Here is a 23,651-nt window from a genome sequence, read left to right on the forward strand (position 1 = left end):
TAAACAAAAAGCACGAAAAGATTGATAAATATATTCACTATGTAATGCATGATATTAAATAGAAATGATTGTGCTCTATAAAGGAAGGATTTCTTTAATTTCTGAATAATACTAATGCTTAATCTACGCGATTCTTTTCTATGTCCAGTTAACAAGCTGAATAAATTCAATTATAACATCATTCAAATACCAAAATGATATTTTACCATTTTGATATTTGGAGATTTGTTTTTACCGATATAACATATAAAAAGCCATCTATTAGGAGTATTAAAAATAGTGACGCTATGTCAATAGGATAGCGTTGCTATAAGCTTCATATAGTGACGCTATACCGAGCCGATAGCGTCACTATTTTATTTGATTGCTTTCTTAATGATTGGACAAACTAAATCTGCATATCTCATCATGCCTAAATCTGTGAAATGAATACCATCAATTGTGGCTTCTCCATCTTCTCCCAGCATATTCTTTGAAGAGATTAAAATGATATTCTTCTCATTTTTCTTTTTTAGCCGATTGAATATCTCTTTTAATGTGTCATTCTTTCTTTGCACTTCTTTAGCTATTCTCTCATCATAAAGTGTATGAGTGAAAATAGGATCTTCTATAAAAATAACTGGCGTATCCGGATGTTTACTACGAATGATACGATAGAATGTCTCCATGCGTTCTTTCATCTGTTCTACAGAAGCATTAGGCACAAAGTCCAAAACAAAAACACTGGCATCTACCTCGGCTATCACTTTGGCAACTTCTAAATCTAAAAATGCATTTCCACTGAATCCCAAATTGATACATTCACGATTTAATCTTCTTGATATAATGTTTGTATGTGCCATTCCGGGACGTGAAGCACAACCTCCTTGAAGAATACTGGTTCCATAAAATACAACCGGCTTCTGGCGAATCGGATAATCAATTAAAGGCTGATCGATAGTAGCTAACGAATCAATCCCTATAGATAGGGAAACCAAACCGTCATAGAGAGGAAGATAAAGCATATATTCTCTCTCTTCCGGTTGCATGTTAGCAATGATTGTTGCTTGATTTGTTTTTCCATTCGGACGGGCACTGTTTACAAAACGCCACTCCCCATTCTTCTGAAGACAATAAAGGTCTAGACCTTTTGCACCAGTGTCAGTCATGTGATTCATGTGAAAATTGATGAGTGTTTCCCATTTTGCGGCTATCGTGGTAGAATTGCTACGGAAACGTATTGCCATTCCGGCAGAATTACGACTTAAATTCCATAATGGAGCACGGGAGATATTTTTCAATGAATCCGGAAGTCTTTCATATCGTGTTCCGGTGGCTTCGGTGGCTTTTCCTAATAGAGGGAACTTTGATGCATCATGATATACTAGTTGGGCATATATATGACACATCAAAAGAAGCATTATAAAAAAACAAATTCTTCTTTTCATATTTTGAATATTATTGTTTCAAGTTCTCCAAAAGTATTTTATTCGGGTAAAGAACATCGTTACCAATACTGATAATGCCGTTAATACTACCCCTCGTAAAAATCCCATCCATGCATTCTCATTGAAATAAGCAAGCAATGATGCAATTCCTAATAAATTGATTACAGGCATAATCAATAGATCTCCTACTACATAGGCCATCATGGGATTTTGTCCGGGCATTACAAGAAAACGGGTACTCTTTACACAACGAAAATAATCACATATCACATTTAAAAGCAACAAAGCCATAAATGCCAGACCTGAAGTGAGAAATAAATAACTCAAAGTGGCGGGATCTTTTTTTATACCTCCCTGAAAAGGTTCAAAGCATAATCCCAAAACAACTAAGAAAGCTCCGGCTGTAAAAAGTTCTCTCCAAAGCTTTATAAATCCTGTGCCCTTTCTCAATAAAAAGACTCCACTTATCAATAACGGAATATTTATTATCAGGTTCAAGACTATACAATGCGTATAAAGTCCCGCCAAATTTACAATAATTATAGCTAATGTCAAAAGAATCATTATTATAGCTTTCCATTTATCGGTAGATTCAACACACGAATCATTGTGTTGCTTCAGCCAGCCCATCAAATATTCTCCCGCAATGCTTCCCGGAATCACAATAAAGAGATATTGTAAATATTCAAAATGGAAAACCCAAGGCAGAGGCGTGTAGGTGTATACTGCTTGTGTCCAGGAGTTTTCGACTTGTCCGCTTAATAGCAAGGCCATCAATATCAGCAATATACCTATTCGTGCCCGGAGATTTTGCATGGTGAAAATATATATGACCGAACCGAAAACAGCCATATTTGCCAACAATAATATGATAATATTGCTGAATGATACATCAAAAGTTCTTTCATTTGCATATTGAGTTGTCAGTAACAAGACAATGGCTATTACATAGGCCGTTACCTTGATAACTGTACGCATCCAATCTGGCATTTTCAGAGGGATGCGAATGAACATAGGAAATAGTATAATAAAACAAAGAATGGACAATAACCAGGCACGCACGTCTTGTGGATTACTCAGAACATGCGGATAAAAATGTTGAATAAAAATAGCAAAGAAAGTCAATTGCACACCTCGCTTGATAGCTTCATATACCAATCGTAACTTAGTATCCCCTTTCTCAAATCTTTTTTTGATCGAAAAAGGGAAAGCAGCACCCATTGCAAACAGAAAGAATGGAAAAACAAGATCCACCCAGGTGATTCCCGATAAACTGGCGTCGAAAGCTCTGTCCGGAGGAGGAGTTTGTGCGTGATACATCCATCCGGGTAGAGAATTCCATGCAACAGTTGCCGAAAGCACCATCGTGATGATAGCATAACCTCGTAGGGCATCTAAAGCATAAGCGCGTTTATTCATATATCTATGGATTGATTGTTTGAATATATTCTTTGCCAAAACGGTCGGTTACTTTAACCGTTACATGAGCATCTTTATTTTTAGGAGTTGCCCGAAACATATGTTGGGTAGGTCTTGGGGTAATCCATGTATATACCATCTTTTCCCGGTCCGAACATACTACTGATGCGAACGGATCTAAACCTGTATATCGTGTCATGTTTCCCATCAACTGACCGTCTTCCAGCCATTCCACTTTCCACAGTTTATCCCAGTTCCATACATTAGCAATAATATCTGACGGATGCTCCTTAGAAGCTCCTACAGGATAAGAACGAAATTGATGTTCTTTTGGATATCCGGAACTTTTGTAATACCATTTTACATCGTTGTCATTTACTTCATATACGCCATAACCACGTGGAGTACCATCCAGACAAATATCCGCTTTCCACCACGTACCACAAACTGCAGCCGTATTATGTTCCATCAGATTGTCATCGAATACGATATTAAGATTGTAATGAGTATGTCCTGTGATAAGATGTGCTTTGTAGGGTTTCAACATCTGATGCAGTGCACCTGCATTGACCATCTGATTACCAATCATATCATAGTTATACAAAAAAGCTTCTTGTTTTTCTGTTTGGCGGGAAGGGATATGCATAATAAAGAATACGAGTGACCCTTTCGGTACGTATGATAAATCCTTATCAAGCCATGCAAATGTTTTCTCATCCAGATAACCCATATAGAAATAATCACGTCCGATAAAGAAATTATTGTCTACTACAATATAATGGGCGTTTCCCTTATTAAAAGAATAGTAAGAAGGGCCAAAAGTATCTTCAAAAGTCTTGTAGGAAGTTTCATGCGTGCGACCGTCATAATTCATATCATGATTGCCAACTACACGATAGATAGGTATATCCAGTTGATCGGCTCTTTTCAAATAATCGGGATATAATTCTTGATGATCGCCTACAATGTCTCCACAATCAATTCCAAAAACTTCTGTTGTTGCATAAGAAGAGAGAAGTTGTTTGCAATCGTCGACTACATGTTGATAAATAGCCAGTTCGTCTCTGGAAGTAACCTGTATATCAGATTGAGCTACAAAAACATGGGAAACATCATCTTTGGGATTCTTCTTCAGATTAAAATTATAGTTTTGCTTTTTAGAATAATCAATAGGTAGATAGAAAGAAGGGATAGTTCCTTTCCGGTCTGTCAGATAGCCTGAAGGAGTACAAATATATACAAAACGACTGTCTCCCAAAGTGGGGATACTATATTTCCCTGAAGCGTCGGTCTGCACACATATATGGCCGTCGGTAACCATTACTCCCCCCATTCCTTTACCTTCGCAGGTGACTTTACCTTTGATAATGTTGATAGAGGCTTCCGCCTGAACTGAAAGGTTCAGGCAGAAACACATTAAAAGAAATAAAAACAAGTGTAGTTTATTCGTTCTCATATTGAGGTATACTTTATAATTTTATCGAATGATTTCTTTTGCGTATTTTTTATAGATTTGGCGGGCTAGTTTTATTCCGTCACCGCCTTCGTTGTAGCTGATTCTGTTACTAGGATTTACCCATTCGTTTTCATAAATCCGTGATTGATTAAAGAATTCTTCTTCATCAAAATTTTTCTTCTTTTCAGCAGCCTCGATTACTTTATTTATAAAACGATCCCACCGAACAGAATAATATTGATTGGTTAGACCTGCCCATGATCGATTAGCATAGTCGGTCAGGTGATAGCTATCTCCCCAAATGGTAATCAGAGAACGGGCATTCATTTCATAATAGTTTTTAGAAGCGGTATCATGTCCCATATCACGAGCATCAGTGATCCATTTATGCAGTGAGAAAGTTGGATGACAGCTAACGAGTTTATCAAGGTCAGCAAGAATCTCTCTCATCTTATTCCCCCGGTTTTTCATCATCGGTATATCTCCCGCTTCATATGCAAGGGTGAACTCATCACGGACTACATTAAAATAATTCCCTAAAACTTGTCGTCCAATATTGACCAGATCAAACTCATAACTATCCCGTTGACAGTCTTTTACAGATAATAGCAATCTCCATGCTTCAACTAAATCTTTTGGTTGATATTCAATCGTTGGTTTGGTAGTCCAATGTCCATTTCCTTTCAAACAGGGGCGCGCATTGGTGAGTGTGCCTTGTCCCACTTGTGCTGGTTGGACGTACACTTTATTTGCTAGTATTTCCCATGCTTTTCTCGCTTCAGGAGATATCTTGCCGATTCGTCTGTCTGCCAGTTTAAAGAACCATTCTTTATCTGTCTGACCTCCATTCCATGCTTTGTCAAGAACAAATTCATACATAAACTGATTCAGGTCTATGCCTTCGAGAGTGGAACCTACTCCTTTAAGATTACTGCCGCCATTCTTTAAAGCATCTGCCAATCGTTCGCTCACCAAATTTACCGGACCTGACAGAAAGGAATTGCCACCAAAATTACCCAGATAACACCAAAGATAAGGTTGACCGAAATAACTGTCTGTCTGTTTCCAGATTTCTGTATATTCACAGAAATAGTCTAATAGAATCAACCTGTCTTGAGGCACAGAACGAAGATAGGATTTGATACGTGGAGTGGTCCAATGCTTGATGTCAGCATAAAACAGCCATGTCATCTGCAACCATACCGCTTCAGGATCTACAGCAGCTACAGATTCATAGATATGCTTAGCCATCATTCCCAAAGAATCGGCATCCCATGAAGGAGGATCTATTTCATTGAACGGATCGATGCCATAGATATGGTTTGTACCATATAAACGAGTCTGTTCGGTAAGATATTCTTTTTGTATGATCGCATACAAAGAATCCATGGGATTCAGGAAAGTACAACGATATTGATCGGCAAAACCTCCCCATTCGCTTACTCTGGTTGTTTTTATATTGGGATAAACCCGTTTCAATGCTGTCGGTACATGCCCGGCAAAAGCCGGCAATACAGGTCGCATATTAAATTCACGTTCACGGGCAACAATCTGTTCCTGCAACGCTGCCTGACTTGACAACCACTCTTTAGGTAAAGGACTTTGCCAGCCATCCAAGTTACACATTCGATGCCATGGAAGATGTGCAGGACCTGTAAAGTATCCCCGTATTTCTTCATCTGTCAATCCCAGTTTACTCCAGACTTTATACCAGATAGCTTCCTGACCGGTAATAGCAAGAGGCATATTGATTCCATTTAAAGCCATCCAGTCGATAAAATGTTCCCAATCACTCCATTTCCACCAAGTCATTGAATACCCGAACGTACAATAGTTTAGAAAGAAACGGGTTGGGACATTTGCCTTAATAGTGACTTCTGTTGATATGAAAGGGAGAGTATTAGGTAATTCTATCGGATCATCCTTATACCATGAAATAGTGGTCAGACAGTAGTTTTTCAAATAATGATTCAAACCTACTGCCATAGAGTTAGCGTTATTTCCGGAAATAATAATTTTATTCCCTTCATTTTTGATGGTAAAAGTGTCTGCAGAAGTATTATTCAACAGACGGAAATCAAAAGATGAAGCATGTTGAGGAAACAACCGTTGTGTCATTTTACGCATGGTAGTGATATTAGCATCTTCCGCACGTATTTGGCAGACAACAACTAGAAAAAGGAGTATACTTAGTATTTTCTTCATAATCATATTATTGTTTGATAAAACGAATAGCACATCCACCGCTTGTTGCCAGTTTGACATGAAGCGTGTCAGAAGCTGTTACTATTTTCTCTCCATACTTGAAAGAAGTCGGATTCGTTTTCCATTCCGCATCGTCACCGTCAGCATATATTTGCGCAGTATACTTTGAGTCCGCATCCAAAAAGCTCAAAGGAACATCTAGCTCTCTTGCATTTTCGTCTGTGATGCAGCCTACATACCAATCGCTGGTGTTACGGTCTTTCCGCGCAAACACGGAATAATCACCAATTTTGGCATCTACCACATAAGTTTTATCCCAGTCGGTAGGTACATCTTTAATGAAATCGAACGCTTTGATGCCTTTGTAGTTTTCTGGTAAATCCGAGGCCATTTGTAAGGGGCTGTAGATCACGACAAATAGCGCTAATTGCTTGCAAAGTGTAGTATTGACACGAGTCCCCGGATATGCTTCGTTAGTAAAGTTGAAAGTTCCGAATGTGAAGTCCATGGGGCCGGCTAGTCCTCTGGTAAAAGGAATAACAGTTGTATGTTCCGGCGGATTTCCTCCATCGGGAGACCATGCATTGTGTTCCTGTCCGCGCACGCCTTCCTGGGTCATAAGATTAGGCCATGTGCGCTCAATACCGGTAGGCATAACAGGCTCGTGGTTGTCAATAGCTATTTGATATTTGGCAGCAGTTTCTATCACTTTCCGATAGTGACGTACACCATACTGCCCGTCATGAGCTTCTTTAAAATCCATTAGGCGATTCACATATCCGGTTTTCACGACATGCACTCCATATTGTTGATAGAAAGCAAAGGCCTTGTCTAATTGGTTCTCGTAGTTGCGGGTTGCAGCTGCTGTTTCATGATGTCCAATCAATTCTACGCCTTTCTCACGTGCATAATCAGTGATTGCCTTAATATCAAAATCCGGATAAGGTTTGGTGAAGTCTAAAGAATCCCCGTGTTTCATCCAGTTTCCTTCCCAGCCGACATTCCATCCTTCTACTAACACACCGGAGATACAATTTTCTGATGCAAAGTCTATATATTTCTTTGTATTAGCAGTGGTAGCGCTGTGTTTGGGACCATAATACCATGTTCCTTTTCCTAAATGCATTTCCCACCATATACCGATGTATTTCCCTGGTTTTATCCAGGAAGTATCTTTAATTTTGGAGGGTTCGTTGAGATTCAACATCAAATAAGATGTAACCAGATCACCCGGTTTATCACCAATAACAACTGTTCTCCAAGGGGTAACAAATGGAGCTTTGATGTATGCTGCTACTCCATTAGACCAAGGAACTAATGAAGCGCAGAGTGTGGCAGAATCCTTGACTGTCAGATTCATTTTGGGATAATCTGTCAGGTTAGCTTCGTGAATGGCAAGATACTTTCCTTCTGCAGTTTCCATTGTTAGAGGAGTGCGTACAGTATCCAGTTCATTTATGGAAGAGAATGTTGCTATACATTCATAATATGGATCGGATGCGGGAATCCACCATGCTTTATGTATACGCGGCATTTTAAACTCTGTTGCTTCGCTCATAATAACTAATGAATCCATGGATTCCTGTTGCGGAAACTCATAACGATATCCGATACCATCATTAAAGAGACGGAATATTACATTAAGTTTACGTTTTCCTGCTACCTCTTGAAGTAGTACTTTCAATTCATTATAGTGGTTACGTACATATCGGCTCTCTCCCCAAGGTTGTTCCCAAGTTTCGTCCAAGGAGGAACGTTCGGTGCCTTTAATTACAAAATGGTTTAAGCTATCTCCATGTTCCAGGATAAACCCTAATTTAGAAGGGAGTATCATGGTTTCATTCTCTTTATTTACTGCGTATGATATTGTATTATCATTCTCTGTGACTGTTAGTTGTATCTTACCATCCGGGGACTTTAGTACCAGATTATCAGTTTGGTTACAAGCTGAAAGGAAGCTGGTGATTCCCACAATATAAAACACTTTTCTTAATGCAGTTAGTTGATTCATTTTCTTTCCTTTTTTATGTTTTTGCTTATTTAGGTTGCTGCATTTTACGGGTATATACATTACCGCAATGATCTGTAACTTCTACACGTATTTCGGAATCCTTCATTTCAGGAACCGCATAAAACAAGTGTTCAGTAATGTCTGCTCCCAAATACTTATGTTTAAATGTAGAACTGTTTTTATCACAGTATTCATAAATAGCAGGGTCGTATCCGGAAAAACGACTCATTTCTCCTCTGTCAATACCGTTTTCATACCATTTCACTTTCCAGGTTGGGTCGTAATTCCAAACATTTGCCACCACTGCTTCCTTTTTATTTCGACTGGCACCTACCGGATAAAGTTCAAATTGATAGTCCTTATCTTTTCCTACACATTTGTAATACCAGTTAACTTTACCTCCGTCAAACTCGTAAACGGCATATCCGCCCGGAGTTCCATCACAAGCCCAGGGAGCTTGCCAAAACAATGTTGACAAGGGGGCGTGCACGTGTTCGTAAAGATTGTCTGCCAACACATAATTTTCATTATAGTGTTCATGTCCTGACATGATATGAGCATTGTAAGGTTTTAGCAACTCATACAAATGAGAGCGGTTATTCATTACTTTCATAGTAGACTCCTTTCCCCATTCCTTTCGGCGTGCTTCTCTTGAATAGGTAGGGATATGTGTAGCAACTACTACTGTGGATCCCGGAGTGACTTGTTTCAAATCCTGTTCCAACCACTGGAGTTGTTGTTCGGTAAGATAACCAACATACAAATAGCTTTTTGCAATAAAGAAAATATCATCGAGAACAACATAATGCACATTTCCTCTATTGAATGAATAGTAAGTGGGACCATAATAAGATTTATAAGTAGTACGTGCATGTTCATTGGAACGTACATTTAAATCTAAGTCATGATTTCCAATTACATAGAAGAAGGGAATTTCCGTTTCGGCTATTGCATCTATCATGGGCGCAAAATAGCTGGGCTTTTTATTGATGTCACCAATAATATCTCCACACACTATTCCATACGCAGGGATTCCCTGATAACTAGTTGCCAACAGCTCTTTCACATCTTTTGAGGCCTCTCGTACTTGTGGCATTTCTTCGTCAAAATACACTTGTGGGTCAGCCCATACAACCAAAACGTGCTTTTGGTTATTCGTAGATGATTGTGTCAGCTCAAAATCAAAATGTACTTTCTTTGAAGGTTGAGCAGGCACTTTTTGAAAGAATACAGGGACTTTACCTTTCATCGGAACGTCATAGCCATCAGGAAGGGTAATATAGATGTATTCTGCATCAGAGGTACTTGTCATAGAGTATCGTCCTTTATTATCTGTAAGGACAATCTGCGTACCATCTGTCACAGGTACATTAGCCACTCCCTTACCTCCGGACAGTACTTTCCCGTAATAGACTACGGGAGTAGTTGCAGCCTGTACACTAACGCAGGAAATACTCCATTGGAACAGACATAAAAGTAATAATAGTCTTAATTTCATTCTTTAATCCTTTCTATTTTAATCAAACGCGTAAGAGGCTTGTTTATTTTATATATTTGAGTTATCAACTGGGCTATTTCAGCCTGCCAGGCTTCACGTATCTGCGGAAACATGGCTTGAGTATAATTGGTATATAAATACTTCACCAGATAATGACTTTCCCGTTCCGCTTTGGCAGCATCAAGAGCAGCTTTATTATCTGCAAAAAGTAATCCTCTATGTTTAAAAAAGACATACTGCATAGCCATATACTGACGTAAACGTTTTTCTATGGCGCACCTTTCTTCATTCAGATACATGATAGACAGACTCTGTTGGTATTGGGGCGTACATGATATTTCTGCCAGATTAACTCCTTTACTCAATTCGTCGCCACTCCAACAGCCAATTTCTATTCCATCAATAGTAACCCGGAAAATGCCATGCAAATCAGTTACTTTCATTATTTCCTGATTCATTTCCTGCATAAAGGGAATTTGTCTGATAGCATCCCGAGCTGTACCTTTCGTTCCCCAGCGAGGAATCGTGTCGATAGGGAAAGGCAATGAACGGGATAAATATCTGAAAGATATTGTGTCATTTTCATTCTTTATATGAGATATTCGGCAGTTTCGCTCTTCCATTGCTTTCCTGTTAGTGGCATTGATTTGGAAAGAAGCGATTTCCTGTCCTGCAAGTCCCTGTGCTTTCAGGAATAAGTATGCCATTACCATATGACCGTCTTTATCAGGATGAATCCGGTCACCGCCACAGAAAGTAGCTGTAGAATCAGATAGCTGAATCTGCTTATTCAACCCGCACATCACAGTATTGAAATTGACAAATCCCCATCCTCTCTTTTGGGCAACTTCTGCCTGCATTTCAATAATTCGTTTGATCGTCTCATTCTTTCCGTGTAGTACTTCTACTCCTTTCAATTTCACATTCTCATCATAGGGAGGAGAACCTAGAAGTACTACGCTTTTTATTTTTTTGTCAGCAAGAATCTGTCGTTGCAGTTTTTCAAACTCTGTGTGAGCATACTCTACCTGCTGATTCGCATACTTATCATATCCGGGCTTATTATATCCGTCGAATCCGGAATCATTCATCCCGAAAGAACAGATCAAATAGGTCGGCTTTTTGATTTTAATATCTGAATCGAAACGATAAACCATGTGGCTCACACAATCACCACCAATTCCTCCATTATACATACGAAGAGGTAAATTGGGGAAGTGCGTCATGTAATACAGCCATATATAAGAATGATAATGCCCTCCTTCCGTTATACTATTTCCAAGAAAAACAATTCTGTCATTTGCTTTAAATGACGGAATTTGCTGCGCACTTACAGGAAACGATAAAATGCAACAGGTATATAATATAAATAGTATTTTCTTCATTACTAAACCTTTTTATTCAACTGGAGTAAGAATTGCTGCCCAACCGCCACCTTTAGCCATGGTGATGTTAATTAGTTCATCTTTTGAAACCATTACTTCTTCTGTTTTAAAATCCGAGGCGTAAACGTCTGCATTCACACCGTCTTTGAAAATTTCCATTTTATATTTGGATGCTTCAAGGAAATCCAGTTTCACTTCAATATTACGGGCATTCCAGTCTGTTAAACCTGCCAAATACCAATTCTTACCATTCTTACGGGCAATAACTAATTGTTCTCCGATTTTAGCTGTTATAGCTTTAGTATCTTCCCAAATGGTAGGTATACGGGAAATAAAAGAGGCAAATTCTGGAGCTTTATAATAATTTGAGGGAGAATCTGCTAACATTTGTAACGGGCTTTCATACACTACATATAAAGCTGCCTGATGGGCGCGTGTACCTAGACTGATCGGATGTACGAAATTGATGTAAAAGTCTTCCGCTGTTGCATTGTTTACTGCACCGGGAGTATAATCCATCGGACCGGCTACCATTCTTGTAAACGGAAGAATCAAGTCATGTACCGGATTAATATCTCTTGAATCCTTATCGTGCTCTAATCCAAGTACACCTTCAAAAGTCATCACATTGGGATATTTCTTCTGTAAACCGGAAGGTTTGAAAGAACCATGGAAATCAACGAGTAATTTACGCTCCATTGCGGCTTTTCCTACCCGTTCGTAGAAATTAACCATATATTGATCCGAACGTTGCATAAAATCTACTTTTATACCTTTGATTCCCCATTTTTCATAAACATCCAGAATTTCGTCCAATTCTTTATCAAGTGGGTTCCATAAAGTCCATAATACAAGACCTACATTTCTTTCCTTTCCATATCGTACCAGTTCCGGTATATCCAACCCGGGTATTGGCTCCTTAATATTCCAGGTTCCAGCTGACCAACCTTCATCTAATAAAATATATTCAATTCCGTATTTTGAAGCGAAATCAATGAAATATTTATAGGTATCCGTATTCACACCTGCCTTAAAATCTACCCCGTATACGTTCAATGTACTCCACCAATCCCAAGAAATCTTTCCGGGTTTTATCCAGTCTGTGTCTTGAGTAACAGATGGAGAGGCTAATTGATACACTAAGTTATTTTCAATAACCGCTTTGTCGTCTTCGTTAATCATTAACACACGCCAAGGGAAAGTTCTTGTTCCTTCAGTTTCAGCAATGTAAGAGGCTTTCTCCAATAATACTTCGTCACGGTCGGCACCTTCCTTTAAGGCACTTTTTAAAACTACAGGAGGAAATTCACCGGATAGCGTGTTATTACGATCACCCGTTAAAAATAGATTGGGATAATCGAAAAGATCGGATTCCATAATAACAACTTTCGTTCCTTTAGGAGTAGAGAGGTAAATGGGTAGATAGCCTTTCATATCCTTAGTGAGCGAGGAGATGTTTAATTCATCAAAAATGGCTTCGCAGTGTGTGAGGTATTCTTGATTCTTTTCTCTTGGCCAATATAGCTTACACCCTTCAGTCCAGTTCTGTTCAATAGTTTCGGTATTAATAATAACTTTAGGTTGCTTTAATGAAGTCTCAAAACGATAAGCGGCTCCATTGTTATATACTCTGAAGACTATTGCGTAGTTACCTTTACAAGTCAGAGTTAACTGGTTATATTGATCTTTGATAATTCTTTGTTTAAGTGGAATGACAGCTGTTTGCTCCGAATTTACTTTAAGTGTTTTAGCTTTTATTACTTTCGGATTTACTCCCGGTTGTTCAGTCTGCCCTTCAATATCCATCTGCATCAGACTGGGATTTAGTATACGTTCACCATTGTAATTAATACTCCAACTCAATTGTTTTCCGGCTGTTACCGTCACCTTGATTTTTCCATCCGGTGAACTTACAGTGTAGTTTTTGGCTTGAGTTACTATGCATGTGCATAAAATAATGTGTAATAATATAAGTACTCGTTTCATTTTATATATTATATTTTATTGAATATTCTCTATTTAAAGACTCTCTGCTCGTTGAATTCCTTCTTTAATGGGTGTCCATTGATTGAATTCTATTACTTGCACAATGTCAAACACCATTAATCCTTCGGATTGGGAAAGACAGACATAAACAGCATCTGCTATATTGTCCTTATGATTTAAAGCATACAAAGTGCCATAGACTTTACATGCTCCATGAACAATGCGTTGTGCACGCGCTATTCCATATTCTATGGATTCGGGATCGTTCAATCCAAATATTTTGGTTAAATAAGTTCCACATAGAAAGGTGTCTAACAATCCGGCAAAACCTGTATTTTTATATTCAGGTGAAGCCCAACTGTATTCTTTGGAAAAATCGTATTCGGTGGATGCCCAATTTTGTCCTTGCCCATAAATAGCATGAATCCATGAGGCAGCCCAATATTCTAATTGAATATCCGGTTTAATGTTTTTAATTTCTGTACGCACCCGTTCTACAAAATTACGTATGACCATAGAGCGGAACTCCCACCATTTCTTATAATAAGTCCCTGTCCGTTTAGTGCCATCTGTATTCCAAATGAAAATATCATCCGGGAACCGATCTAATTGCTTTCCGATGTATTGTTCGAAAGCTATTTTTGTTGCCTCCGAAAAATCACTTTCATCTCCCGGATAACGGCAATAGTCTAAGGCAAAGCCATCAAAATTGTAATTTGTAACTAACTCTTTTATAAAATTCAGACAAAAGTCTTGTACTTCCGGTAAAACTGGGTTTAAAAAGGCGGAGACTTTTGTTTTATCGTCCTTAATATCTATCAAACCCTGATCTTTGGTATATTCCAAACAAGTTTTTCCATCCCATGTATCATCACGGTACGCCATTCCATTTTTAGAAGAAGGTAAGCCTGCCGTAAATATAGTAGCAGAGACCGTTACTTTAAGTTCACGTTTATGAGCCTCATCAATAAAAAATTGAAGATAATCCCAATCTCTTTCGATATGTGTACCGGCAAGATCGGTCAATGGGGTTAAATAAGAACTTTTAAACAGGGCATCGCCTTGTACAGGACGCACATCTACTACAATTTTATTAAAACCTGTTGATTTGGCGAGATCAAGATAATATGTGATATTCTCTTTTTTTGAGAAACGTTCAAAATTTGCTTCTGCATCAAACCATAGCATTTTTTCTTTTTCAGGAGTGGGTTCTTCCGGAATGACAGGAGTGGGAGGATTTGGCTCGGGAAGCTCGGATTCTACAGTCTTTGTAGAACAACTACTAAATGATAGAAGAAAAAAGAATAATAAAATGCTTGGAATGTATTTCATACTTTATTGTTTTTATTTCTCGACTTCAGGCTGATATTTAGAAAAAAATACAGCCTGAAATCGAGAATAATAAGAAAGCTAAATAAAACAAACTTGTTATCCTAAAGATCTTTCGACCGTTATTTTAAAGCTACTGCCGTAGTTATAGCACGTTGGGCACCAGCACTTGGCTTTATCACCGGTTGACCGTTGACCAACATACAAGTTGAACCACCACCATCAAGATTCATAGCATCTACACAACCTAAACTCTTCAGGATATTAGCCATCATAGCCATATTCATACCTTTTACACCTTCCGTTACACTGCGGCCTTCACAAACGAAAAATATCACCTTATTATTGGCTGTTACTCCGATAGCGGTTCTTGGATGATAATTTTCGGGAGCAACTCCACTTTCTTCATCAAAAAGTTCTTCAATAAAAGTATTTCTCACACTTCCGTCTTTCAACAGGATCGGTCCACCTCCAATCGCCGTTTCTGCATTTAATTTCACGCCTCTCGTCGGAAAATAAGCCGAAGGTGCAGGTTGAGGCTCATAACCGGACTTATTGGGAGAAGGTTGTTCATAGGTATATGTCACACCATCAGTTGTTGTATAAGCCCAATCTGTGGAGAAATAACCATTCTTCGACAGCTGAAAGATACCTCGTGTAGGATAATAACTCTTTTGAGAACGTATTTCCTCCTGCGAGTTCACAGCTAAGACCTCTCCTTCACGGCATAGCAGACTGACAGACTTTCCGGCTCCCATTACAAAATATCCACCATTCATAATTATCGGATATTTTTGTTGTTCTGCTTGCCAGATTTGATTGGGAGTCTTAGAATATATCTGGTCTCCGATAGTTGCAAAATTTGCTTTTGACATATCCGCAACAGCAATAAAAGCTATGGCTTTCATGCCTTCCAGTTCTGACGGAGATTTGTATACACTTATGTATTCAGGTAACGTGCCAAACTCTGTTGTCTGTTTAACCCAGCCTAATGTTGTCGGATCAGGATCCGGCATTACCACCTTTTCATTATCATCATCTGAACAACTTGTTGCAGACATGGCAGCAATCATGAAAAGAAGCCAATATTTTGATATATTTTTCATTATCATATCGATTTAATCGTAAATATTTATTTCTTATCATCTCTGTGCTTCCGCACGTTCAATACCTTTTTGGATATCATCCCACAGATTCATTTCAATAACCTGTACTATGTCGAATATCATCAAGCCTTCCGATTTTTCAAGACAAAGACTTACTGCATCGGCTATATTGGTTTTATGATTTAAAGCATATATCGTTCCGAATACTTTGCAATCATTACCAACTAATCTCCGTGCACGGGCAATACCATACTCTATCGATTCCGGATCATCCATGCCATAGATACGTTCTAAATACGTTCCACATAAGAAAGTATCCAGATAAGGTGCAAATCCTGATTCATTGTAGGCTTTCGATCCCCACGGATAATTTAATGAGAAATCAGATTCTGGACTGGCCCAATTCTGGCCTTGTCCATAAATACCATGAATCCAGGAAGCAGCCCAATACTCCAGTTCTACTTTATTATTGATAGAATGAATCTCTTTACGCACTTCTTTCACAAAACTTGTGATAACATTAGCCCGGAATGCCCACCATTCTTTATAATAAACACCAGGATTTTTCGTTCCATCGGCATTCCATGTAAAAATATTATCTGGAAAGTTCCGGACTTTTTTTCCTAAGTAGTGTTCAAAAGCTTTATGACTATCAGCAGAGAAGTCACTATCATCTCCCGGATATCGGCAATAATCTAATGCATAAGCATCAACATCATAGTTTTTCACTATTTCACGAACAATACTTAAAGCAAATTTGCGGACATCTTTACGAACCGGATTTAAAAAAGCTCCTACTTTTTTCTTGTCCTCTCTGATGTCAAGCATCTTTCCGTCAGGTGTATATTCCAAGCATGTTTTCCCATCCCAACGTGACTCCTCATAGACCAAACCTTCGTTGGTAGCGGGATGTCCGGACGGAAACATTGCAGTAGAAACAGTGACTTTTAATCCTAACCGACGAGCTTCATTGATAAAATACTGCAGGTAATCCCAATCACGATGAATTACTTTGCCATTTACTGTTGTAAGTGGAGGTAGAATTTTACTTTTATACAGTACTTCCCCGTATATAGGTTTGACGTCTACTACTACTTGATTGAATCCTACTGACTTGGCTTTTTCCAAATAGTAAGAAATAGAATCTTTAGAGGCAAAGCGTTCAAAATTAGCTTCTGCATCAAACCAAAGGTATTTAGGTTGTTTTTTGCCCCTGTTCCCGGCAAAGGAACAGGTAGCAAATAACAATAGAAAAAACGATATAATGCTTTTATTCAACATATTTCAATTCTATATAATTAGGAGTATGCCTATTTCTCGTATTTTGTAAGTTCATAACAACGAATACCTACACCATAACCGTAATAGAGATATAATGATTCTCCGTCATCACTTGGTGAACAAGTAGTCCAGATACAAGAGTTGGTAGTCCATGGCTCGAGTGTTTCTGTGATAGGTAATGAATGATTACTAGACGGGTCTAGCAGGTGTAGTCCAACCCAGCCCCAACCGCAAGTTATGGTTGCTCCGTACCATCTGCCATTGAATGGAATACCTCTACCGGAAATAAGTACATGATTTCCCCAGCCAGCGTATCCTTTCTTATTCCACATGTCTATATATGGACCTGTGATGCTGTTAAATGCCCCTGCCGTATTTGCTTTATAACCGATTTCCGGTCCCATTACACCTCCGGCATTCACTGCGTCTATAACATAAAATGGCGGGTTATCTGACACTCCGAGTACAGCCACAATCTGTCGCCAGTTACTATCATTACTGGGACGACCGGTAACCAAGGTTGAAGTGCCTGTATATGTACCATTCTCAAATTTGTAAACTGCATGTGTACCTACACCATCAGGTTTAGAATCATAAACATATCCCACTTTGTCAATATCACCGATTGCAGAAACTTTATTTGCTCCGGGAGTTACATTAGCAACCTTTTGTGGAGCTCCCTCAACAGTAGTCCATCTGTATAATCCTACGTTTTTTACTACACCGATCAAATTACCAGCGTCATCATTGACTAACTGGCACAAAGAAGCGTCTATTCCTGTCACATTTAAAGTCTTATCTACTTTCTGCCCTGTATATTTATCATAGAAATTAAATTGGGTGTCTATTATATAATTACCAAACACTGCACCGAAACCATCTTTGTCTTTATTGGATGGAGTAGGTAGACTAATTTCCCATTTTTTGAAAAAATATTCAAAACCTTCTCCATCATTTACTTTTCCGCCATAAGTCCATTTTACGGTCCAGTCAGTGGTTGTGCCATCTTGCGCCTTCACTGTGTAATGTACATCTTTTGAAAAATCTTGAGGTACATCGGGGGTAGGTGTAACTGTTGCATATGGAGAGATAAAGAAAGAACAAGTAACTCCATTGAGTTTGCTCAAATCCAAGTCCGGAGTAATCTTAAATTCAATGATGTTACCATCCTTAATGGTACCCTGTTTATAATTACCCTCGCCCAATCTAACTTTGAATCCGGTTATATCGGTATCAGAGTATAATGTTGGATCATCCGAGCATGCGGAAAATGCAACCATTGTTGCCATGACAGCAACTTGAAGCCAATTATGATATTTTATTTTCATAACATCTACTTTTTTAGTTATTTGGGTGTTTAGCAGTCAGAGTATACTCCTTTTGCGTTCCATCACCTGCTACAATAGTTAGTTTAAATGGAGTAGATAAATCTTTAGCACCAGTCAATGAAGGATAAGCAAATGCTGCTACAGGCAAATTGGCTGTTACATATAATTCGCTCAATTTCACTTTTGCCGGAAGTTCGAAAGTTATATTTCCATTCTCTGATATAACCCCATCATAAGTAGTACCATCTTCCGGAGAATTAGCACGAACCATAATGGATATGATATCACAATCAGAATGATAATGGATATCATCATGCTTTTCACAAGAAGAAAAGGAAAAGCTAAATGCTATCATTAATATGATGTATGTAATTACTTTGAAATTTTTCATAACTATAATAATCTTTTAATATTACCAAGGAGCATTATTCTCACATAACGGATTATTCTGTAATTCATCTACAGGAATAGGTAGCAAGTAATAGCGTTCTGGAAAGAAGCGGTTTATATTGTCGTCACATGACACTTGTTCATAAGTATAAGAATTATCATCTTTTTTGGTTATTTTTGTTCCATGTGCCTGTTTTCCATCAATAACTTCGCCAGCCAAACGCCATCTGCGTAAATCCCAATAACGGAATCCTTCAAAGGCCAATTCACAAATACGCTCCTTACGTAATAGTTTCATAAATGAGTCTTTATCCGGTGCTTCCTGTGTTGTACGTTCCGGTAGGTCAACACGTCTTCTTACTTCATTGAGAGCTTCCAAGGCATCATCCTGATTTTTAGCATAATCCTGTTCTGCCAGAGCTTCAGCCAGATTTAACAAAACCTCCGCATAACGCATTTCAATCCAAAACTGATCGCTTCCCTTATCATCAAATTCGGTATTGTTTTCTTGTAGATATTTTCTGATGAAATATCCGGTAACAGTTTGTTTTTCTCCCGGATTCATATTATCTCTGTAAGCAGCAAAACCGTTTTCAGCGTCTACATAGGTATAAATAGTCTTTTCTTTCCAAGTAGCCCCATTATATATAATGGATGCATAGAAACGAGGTTCACGACCTACATAAGGATCTTTGGCCATGGAGCCGCTCCACGAGAAAGGAGTTCCGTCAGCCATATCATAAGAATCAACCAGTTCACTTGTCGGGACAGCTCTTCTTATTCCTTGTTTACCGTCAGGAGCAAAATAGCGATCGAAATAATGGGGCATATCCGGAATTTTGTATGCTATGGAGAAAATAATTTCTTTATTACCTGCCACTTTAAATACATCTTTATATTCATCCATTAAGTCATACTTATTGAGCTTTTTAATCTCATCAGCAGCGGTAATAGCAATATCCCAACGTTTTGCAAAGAGTGCTGTACGACACATATAGGCATACGCTGCTCCTTTAGTCAAACGCCCATCCCATTTGCTGTCCCATTCTTTCGGAAGGTGTTGGGCTGCGAATTCCAGGTCCTTCAGAACAAAATCCCATGATTCGGCTTCAGTTGCTCTTGCTTTTGCTTTTTCCCCTTCTGAATCAACTCCATTTGTTTCGTCACGAAGAATAACTCCTCCGAAAATTCTAATCATACGTGCATAATTCACAGCGCGAATAAAACGAATTTCAGCAATACGAGTATTGAGAAAATCTTCATTAAACTTACTTCCATAGATACCGGCATCACGCAAAAATACATTTTCTCTAAATATGTCAGTATAAAGTCCCCACGATGACATCGGATTATTATCTGATGTTATTGTGTTTTGCTGCAACAGAATCTTGTTATGAGCACTCCATGTTTGTGGAACTCCATTTCCATACTTAACTAAATCTGTATATCCATCGGTTAAGGATAAAGAAGAAAAGTTGGATAAGCCATTGAGAGGCTTATATAAGTAAGTCACATACATATCTAAAGAAGATTCCGAGCTCCAGGCTACTGTTTCTGAATATGAGTCTGTGGGATCTTTCTCCAACAAATCATGGCACGAGATTAGAAACTGTGACGTAAACATCAGCCCTATCCCTAATAGATATAATCTTTTTATTTTCATAATTATTGATTTAATTAGAATGTGATATTTAATCCAACACTATAATTCTTTTGTTGGGGATAATAACCATTATTTATAATAGCCATTTCAGGGTCGCAATATTTGAATTCTGTGAAAGTAAACAGATTGGTGCCTGCTACATATACACGAACGTTAGATAGTCCAATATTGGCTTTCGCAAGTATTTTTTTAGGAATTGTATAACCAAACTGTAAATTCTTCAAACGCAAGAAATTACCATTTACCAACCACCAGGAAGAGGTATATGCATTATTTCCATTATGAATGGCACTTAATCTGGGATAACGGGCACTCGTATTTTCCGGTGTCCATGAATCTTCTACCAGATAATAAGGAGCATTTCCTCCCGAGTAGAATGGTCGTGTATAGACCGTATTGTCCATTGAACCATGATTATAAGTACCATTCAACGTATAACTAACAATAGCAGCTCCTTGCCATAATGCACTCAAATTGAACCCTTTCCAGTTGAAGTCCATAGACAGAGAGTAGTTTAACTCTGGTAAAGTGCTGTGGCCGATTTTAACTTTATCCCCATCCTGCGTAATTTTACCATCTCCATTGATATCCTCATACATGATATCTCCTAAACGTTGAACTCCATTACCAACAAAAGGACGGTTATCCAATTGCTCTTGTGTTTGATATAAGCCTATAGCCTTATAGCCATAAATTTGTCCTAAAGGTTCACCTATGTTTGTCCGGTACCAAGGAGTACTTTCACTTTCAATCCGCGACAGAACTTTATTTCTAGCCCACGCTACACTACCGGTTATACTATAATAAAAATCATTAACGTGGTTTTGGTGCTTCAATACCAATTCAAAACCGCGATTGTCGATCTTACCCGTATTTCCTTTTTGAGCATAAATTCCTCCTAATGAAGGAGGGAAACCGCCACTCCGGCTTTCTTGTATATCTTTTGTCAGCTTATAAAATAAATCGAATTCTACTCCCAATAATCCATTCCACATTGTCAGATCAGCACCAATATTGTAACTGCGGGTAGTAGACCAGGTTAAGCTGGAAGTAATAGAGTTGGATGCACCTAATCCTGCATAAGGAACTCCTCCGAATATATACGCATTCTTCTCTACCTTAAAAATGCTTCTATGCAAAAAAGCATCTGTATTATCACTACCCAATTCACCGACAGAAGCACGCAACTTTAACAGGTTGATAGAAGAGAAATTGTTTTTTATGAAGTTTTCTTCAGAGATTACCCATCCTAAAGATACAGAAGGGAAGAATCCCCATCTTTTATCTTTTGCGAATTTATAGGATCCATCTACACGAAAAGCAAATTCTGCAAGATATCTTTTATCGAAAATATAATTGAAACGCCCTACATAACCAATAGTAGCTTTATCGCTATGACTACCTGTAGGATTGGATATAAATTCAGTACCTAATGAAAGATCAACCGGATCATTAAAATTATAGCCACCCATCTTTCCTGTCATTGTAGAGCCTTTCAGTTGTGTCTGTTCATATAAGAATAGGGCTGAAACTGCATGCTTGCCAAAGGTATTAGCATACTCCACACTCGGGCGGACCATAAATCTTCTGAAAGAAGATGCAGATTTAGTGTAATTACCTTTCTCGCTTGTAGAAGAGGCACGCATTAAATTATATGATTTAGAATCTGCACTATAAGCATTAACATTGTATCCTACCAAGAAACCGTTATCTTCCGAATAACTAGTATCATAAACTAAACCGAGAGAAGCTTTCAACCCTTTTACCCAAGGAAAGGCATAACTAATTTTCATTGTACCATCAAACTCATGTCTTTGTTTTTTCTGAAATCCGCTATTCCTTAAAGTAGCGAGTGGACTCTGTGTGGTGGAACTACCAGGACCAATCCAAGCTGTATATTCTCCTTGATAATAGATAGGAATAATAGGGGCTGAATAAACAGCCTGCTGAATGGGATTTTGTTCAGCCTGTGCGCTTGTGCTAATTCCGGGCCAGTTCTTTTCTTCATAAAAGCCAGAAATATTAAGTTCGAACGTTAAATCTTTGGTAATATTACCTTCTACGTTAGAACGGACATTGTAACGATCATAATTCACATTTTCGATGATACCGGATTGATCCAACATGCCTATACTGGTGAAGAAACGGATATTCTTGTTACCACCGGAAGCTGAAATATTATGTTGATGTGTGAAGCCATAATCCTTAAAAACTTCTTTTGTCCAGTTTGTATTTCCATATTTACCTTCTGGATCATAGTTGTTAGCCACTTTCGTCTGAATATCAGCTCCATAATATGGCCCGTTACCATCAAGTTCACTTGCCTTATTATACCAATAAATATAGTCAGGACCATTTAGCATTTCAGGCATGGCTGTATTTTTCTGGAAAGTAACAGAACCGTCATACGAAAGAGTTACTTTACCTTCAGTACCTTTCTTGGTCGTTACCAGGATTACTCCATTTGCCGCTGCCAAACCATAAACGGATGCTGTAGCTGCATCTTTCAAAATAGATATGTTTTCTACATCATTAGGATTCACAGTATTCAACATACGTTCAACGCCATCCACTAATATCAGAGGACTAGAATCTAAAAAAGTACCTAAACCACGGATGTTGATAGATGTCTGGTCGTTTCCGGGAAGACCGGAACGTTGAACACTCGTTACCCCCGGTAACTTACCTGTCATCATATTAGAAAGGTTAGCTTGAGGAGCCATCATCAACTCTTTAGAGCCTACTTGAGAAACGGAACCTATTAAGAATTTCTTTTTTTGAGTTCCATACCCCACCACTACAACTTCATCCAATGCTTGTGCATCTTCTTGAAGTCTAATAGTAATTTCTGAACGACCATGTAAAGCAACCTCTTGAGTCTGATACCCGACAAAGGAAACTACTAAAGTCGATTTTAAATCCTGTACATTTAGGCTAAACTGTCCGTCAATATTGGTAATAGTACCGTTGGACGAATTCCCTTTTACACTAACAGTAGCACCGACAAGCGGCTCATTGTTTGAGTCATACACTGTCCCTTTCACGTTCGTGTTTTTTTGAGCATGAACGTTTAAGAAAGAAAGCGAACAGATGAATAAGGCTATAAACCTTATACTCCATGTGATTTGTTTCTCCATATTAAATATTAATGTTAATAAAACAAGATA

At 38.4% G+C, this 23,651-nt stretch carries 15 protein-coding genes; all 15 read right to left on the reverse strand.

Going from position 1 to position 23,651, the window contains the following annotated elements; translation table 11 throughout:
* Positions 1-356 precede the first annotated feature (356 nt).
* Entirely contained in the window at positions 357-1,427 is a 1,071-nt protein-coding gene (locus tag AB5217_RS12085; RefSeq protein WP_032846397.1) for an SGNH/GDSL hydrolase family protein, read from the reverse strand.
* 18 nt (positions 1,428-1,445) lie between these two features.
* Entirely contained in the window at positions 1,446-2,846 is a 1,401-nt protein-coding gene (locus tag AB5217_RS12090) for a DUF5009 domain-containing protein (protein ID WP_032846398.1), read from the reverse strand.
* A gap of 4 nt (positions 2,847-2,850) precedes the next feature.
* Positions 2,851-4,302 carry a calcineurin-like phosphoesterase family protein gene (locus AB5217_RS12095; RefSeq protein WP_032846399.1) on the reverse strand — a complete coding sequence of 484 codons (1,452 nt, stop codon included), beginning with the start codon at positions 4,300-4,302 and terminating at the stop codon, positions 2,851-2,853.
* A gap of 21 nt (positions 4,303-4,323) precedes the next feature.
* Positions 4,324-6,507, reverse strand: a complete 2,184-nt coding sequence (locus AB5217_RS12100) for an alpha-N-acetylglucosaminidase (RefSeq protein WP_050486455.1) — start codon at positions 6,505-6,507, stop codon at positions 4,324-4,326.
* A 7-nt stretch (positions 6,508-6,514) separates the two neighbouring features.
* Positions 6,515-8,518 (reverse strand): glycoside hydrolase family 97 protein, encoded by a 2,004-nt coding sequence (locus AB5217_RS12105; RefSeq protein WP_032846415.1) that lies wholly within the window; start codon positions 8,516-8,518, stop codon positions 6,515-6,517.
* Between the two features lie 25 nt (positions 8,519-8,543).
* Positions 8,544-10,016, reverse strand: coding sequence for a calcineurin-like phosphoesterase C-terminal domain-containing protein (locus AB5217_RS12110; protein WP_032846400.1), 1,473 nt, complete (start codon positions 10,014-10,016; stop codon positions 8,544-8,546).
* Positions 10,013-11,401 carry an SGNH/GDSL hydrolase family protein gene (locus AB5217_RS12115; RefSeq protein WP_032846401.1) on the reverse strand — a complete coding sequence of 463 codons (1,389 nt, stop codon included), beginning with the start codon at positions 11,399-11,401 and terminating at the stop codon, positions 10,013-10,015. The genes AB5217_RS12110 and AB5217_RS12115 overlap by 4 nt, the downstream gene beginning before the upstream one ends.
* A gap of 12 nt (positions 11,402-11,413) precedes the next feature.
* On the reverse strand, positions 11,414-13,387 hold the full coding sequence (locus AB5217_RS12120; RefSeq protein WP_004308405.1) for a glycoside hydrolase family 97 protein: 1,974 nt from the start codon (positions 13,385-13,387) through the stop codon (positions 11,414-11,416).
* Positions 13,388-13,420: 33 nt separating this feature from the next.
* Positions 13,421-14,719: a family 10 glycosylhydrolase gene (locus tag AB5217_RS12125; protein ID WP_080706947.1), complete on the reverse strand. Its 1,299-nt coding sequence runs from the start codon at positions 14,717-14,719 to the stop codon at positions 13,421-13,423.
* A 119-nt stretch (positions 14,720-14,838) separates the two neighbouring features.
* On the reverse strand, positions 14,839-15,822 hold the full coding sequence (locus tag AB5217_RS12130; protein ID WP_182281641.1) for a phosphodiester glycosidase family protein: 984 nt from the start codon (positions 15,820-15,822) through the stop codon (positions 14,839-14,841).
* Between the two features lie 36 nt (positions 15,823-15,858).
* Entirely contained in the window at positions 15,859-17,103 is a 1,245-nt protein-coding gene (locus AB5217_RS12135; protein WP_032846405.1) for an alpha amylase family protein, read from the reverse strand.
* Between the two features lie 29 nt (positions 17,104-17,132).
* Positions 17,133-18,431, reverse strand: a complete 1,299-nt coding sequence (locus tag AB5217_RS12140; RefSeq protein ID WP_032846407.1) for a DUF5018 domain-containing protein — start codon at positions 18,429-18,431, stop codon at positions 17,133-17,135.
* A 13-nt stretch (positions 18,432-18,444) separates the two neighbouring features.
* The gene (locus tag AB5217_RS12145) at positions 18,445-18,822 is read right to left on the reverse strand and encodes a hypothetical protein (protein ID WP_004326844.1); all 378 of its coding nucleotides are present in this window, start codon (positions 18,820-18,822) and stop codon (positions 18,445-18,447) included.
* 21 nt (positions 18,823-18,843) lie between these two features.
* Positions 18,844-20,484, reverse strand: coding sequence for a RagB/SusD family nutrient uptake outer membrane protein (locus tag AB5217_RS12150; protein WP_032846409.1), 1,641 nt, complete (start codon positions 20,482-20,484; stop codon positions 18,844-18,846).
* Positions 20,485-20,498: 14 nt separating this feature from the next.
* Complete coding sequence (locus tag AB5217_RS12155) at positions 20,499-23,621, reverse strand: SusC/RagA family TonB-linked outer membrane protein (protein WP_368117366.1); 3,123 nt, start codon at positions 23,619-23,621, stop codon at positions 20,499-20,501.
* Between the last annotated feature and the right edge of the window lie 30 nt (positions 23,622-23,651).

The sequence above is a fragment of the Bacteroides sp. MSSM.1001136sp1_RTP21357st2_D2_RTP21359_211015 genome, assembly GCF_040913205.1.
GTDB classification, from domain to species: Bacteria; Bacteroidota; Bacteroidia; order Bacteroidales; family Bacteroidaceae; genus Bacteroides; species Bacteroides ovatus.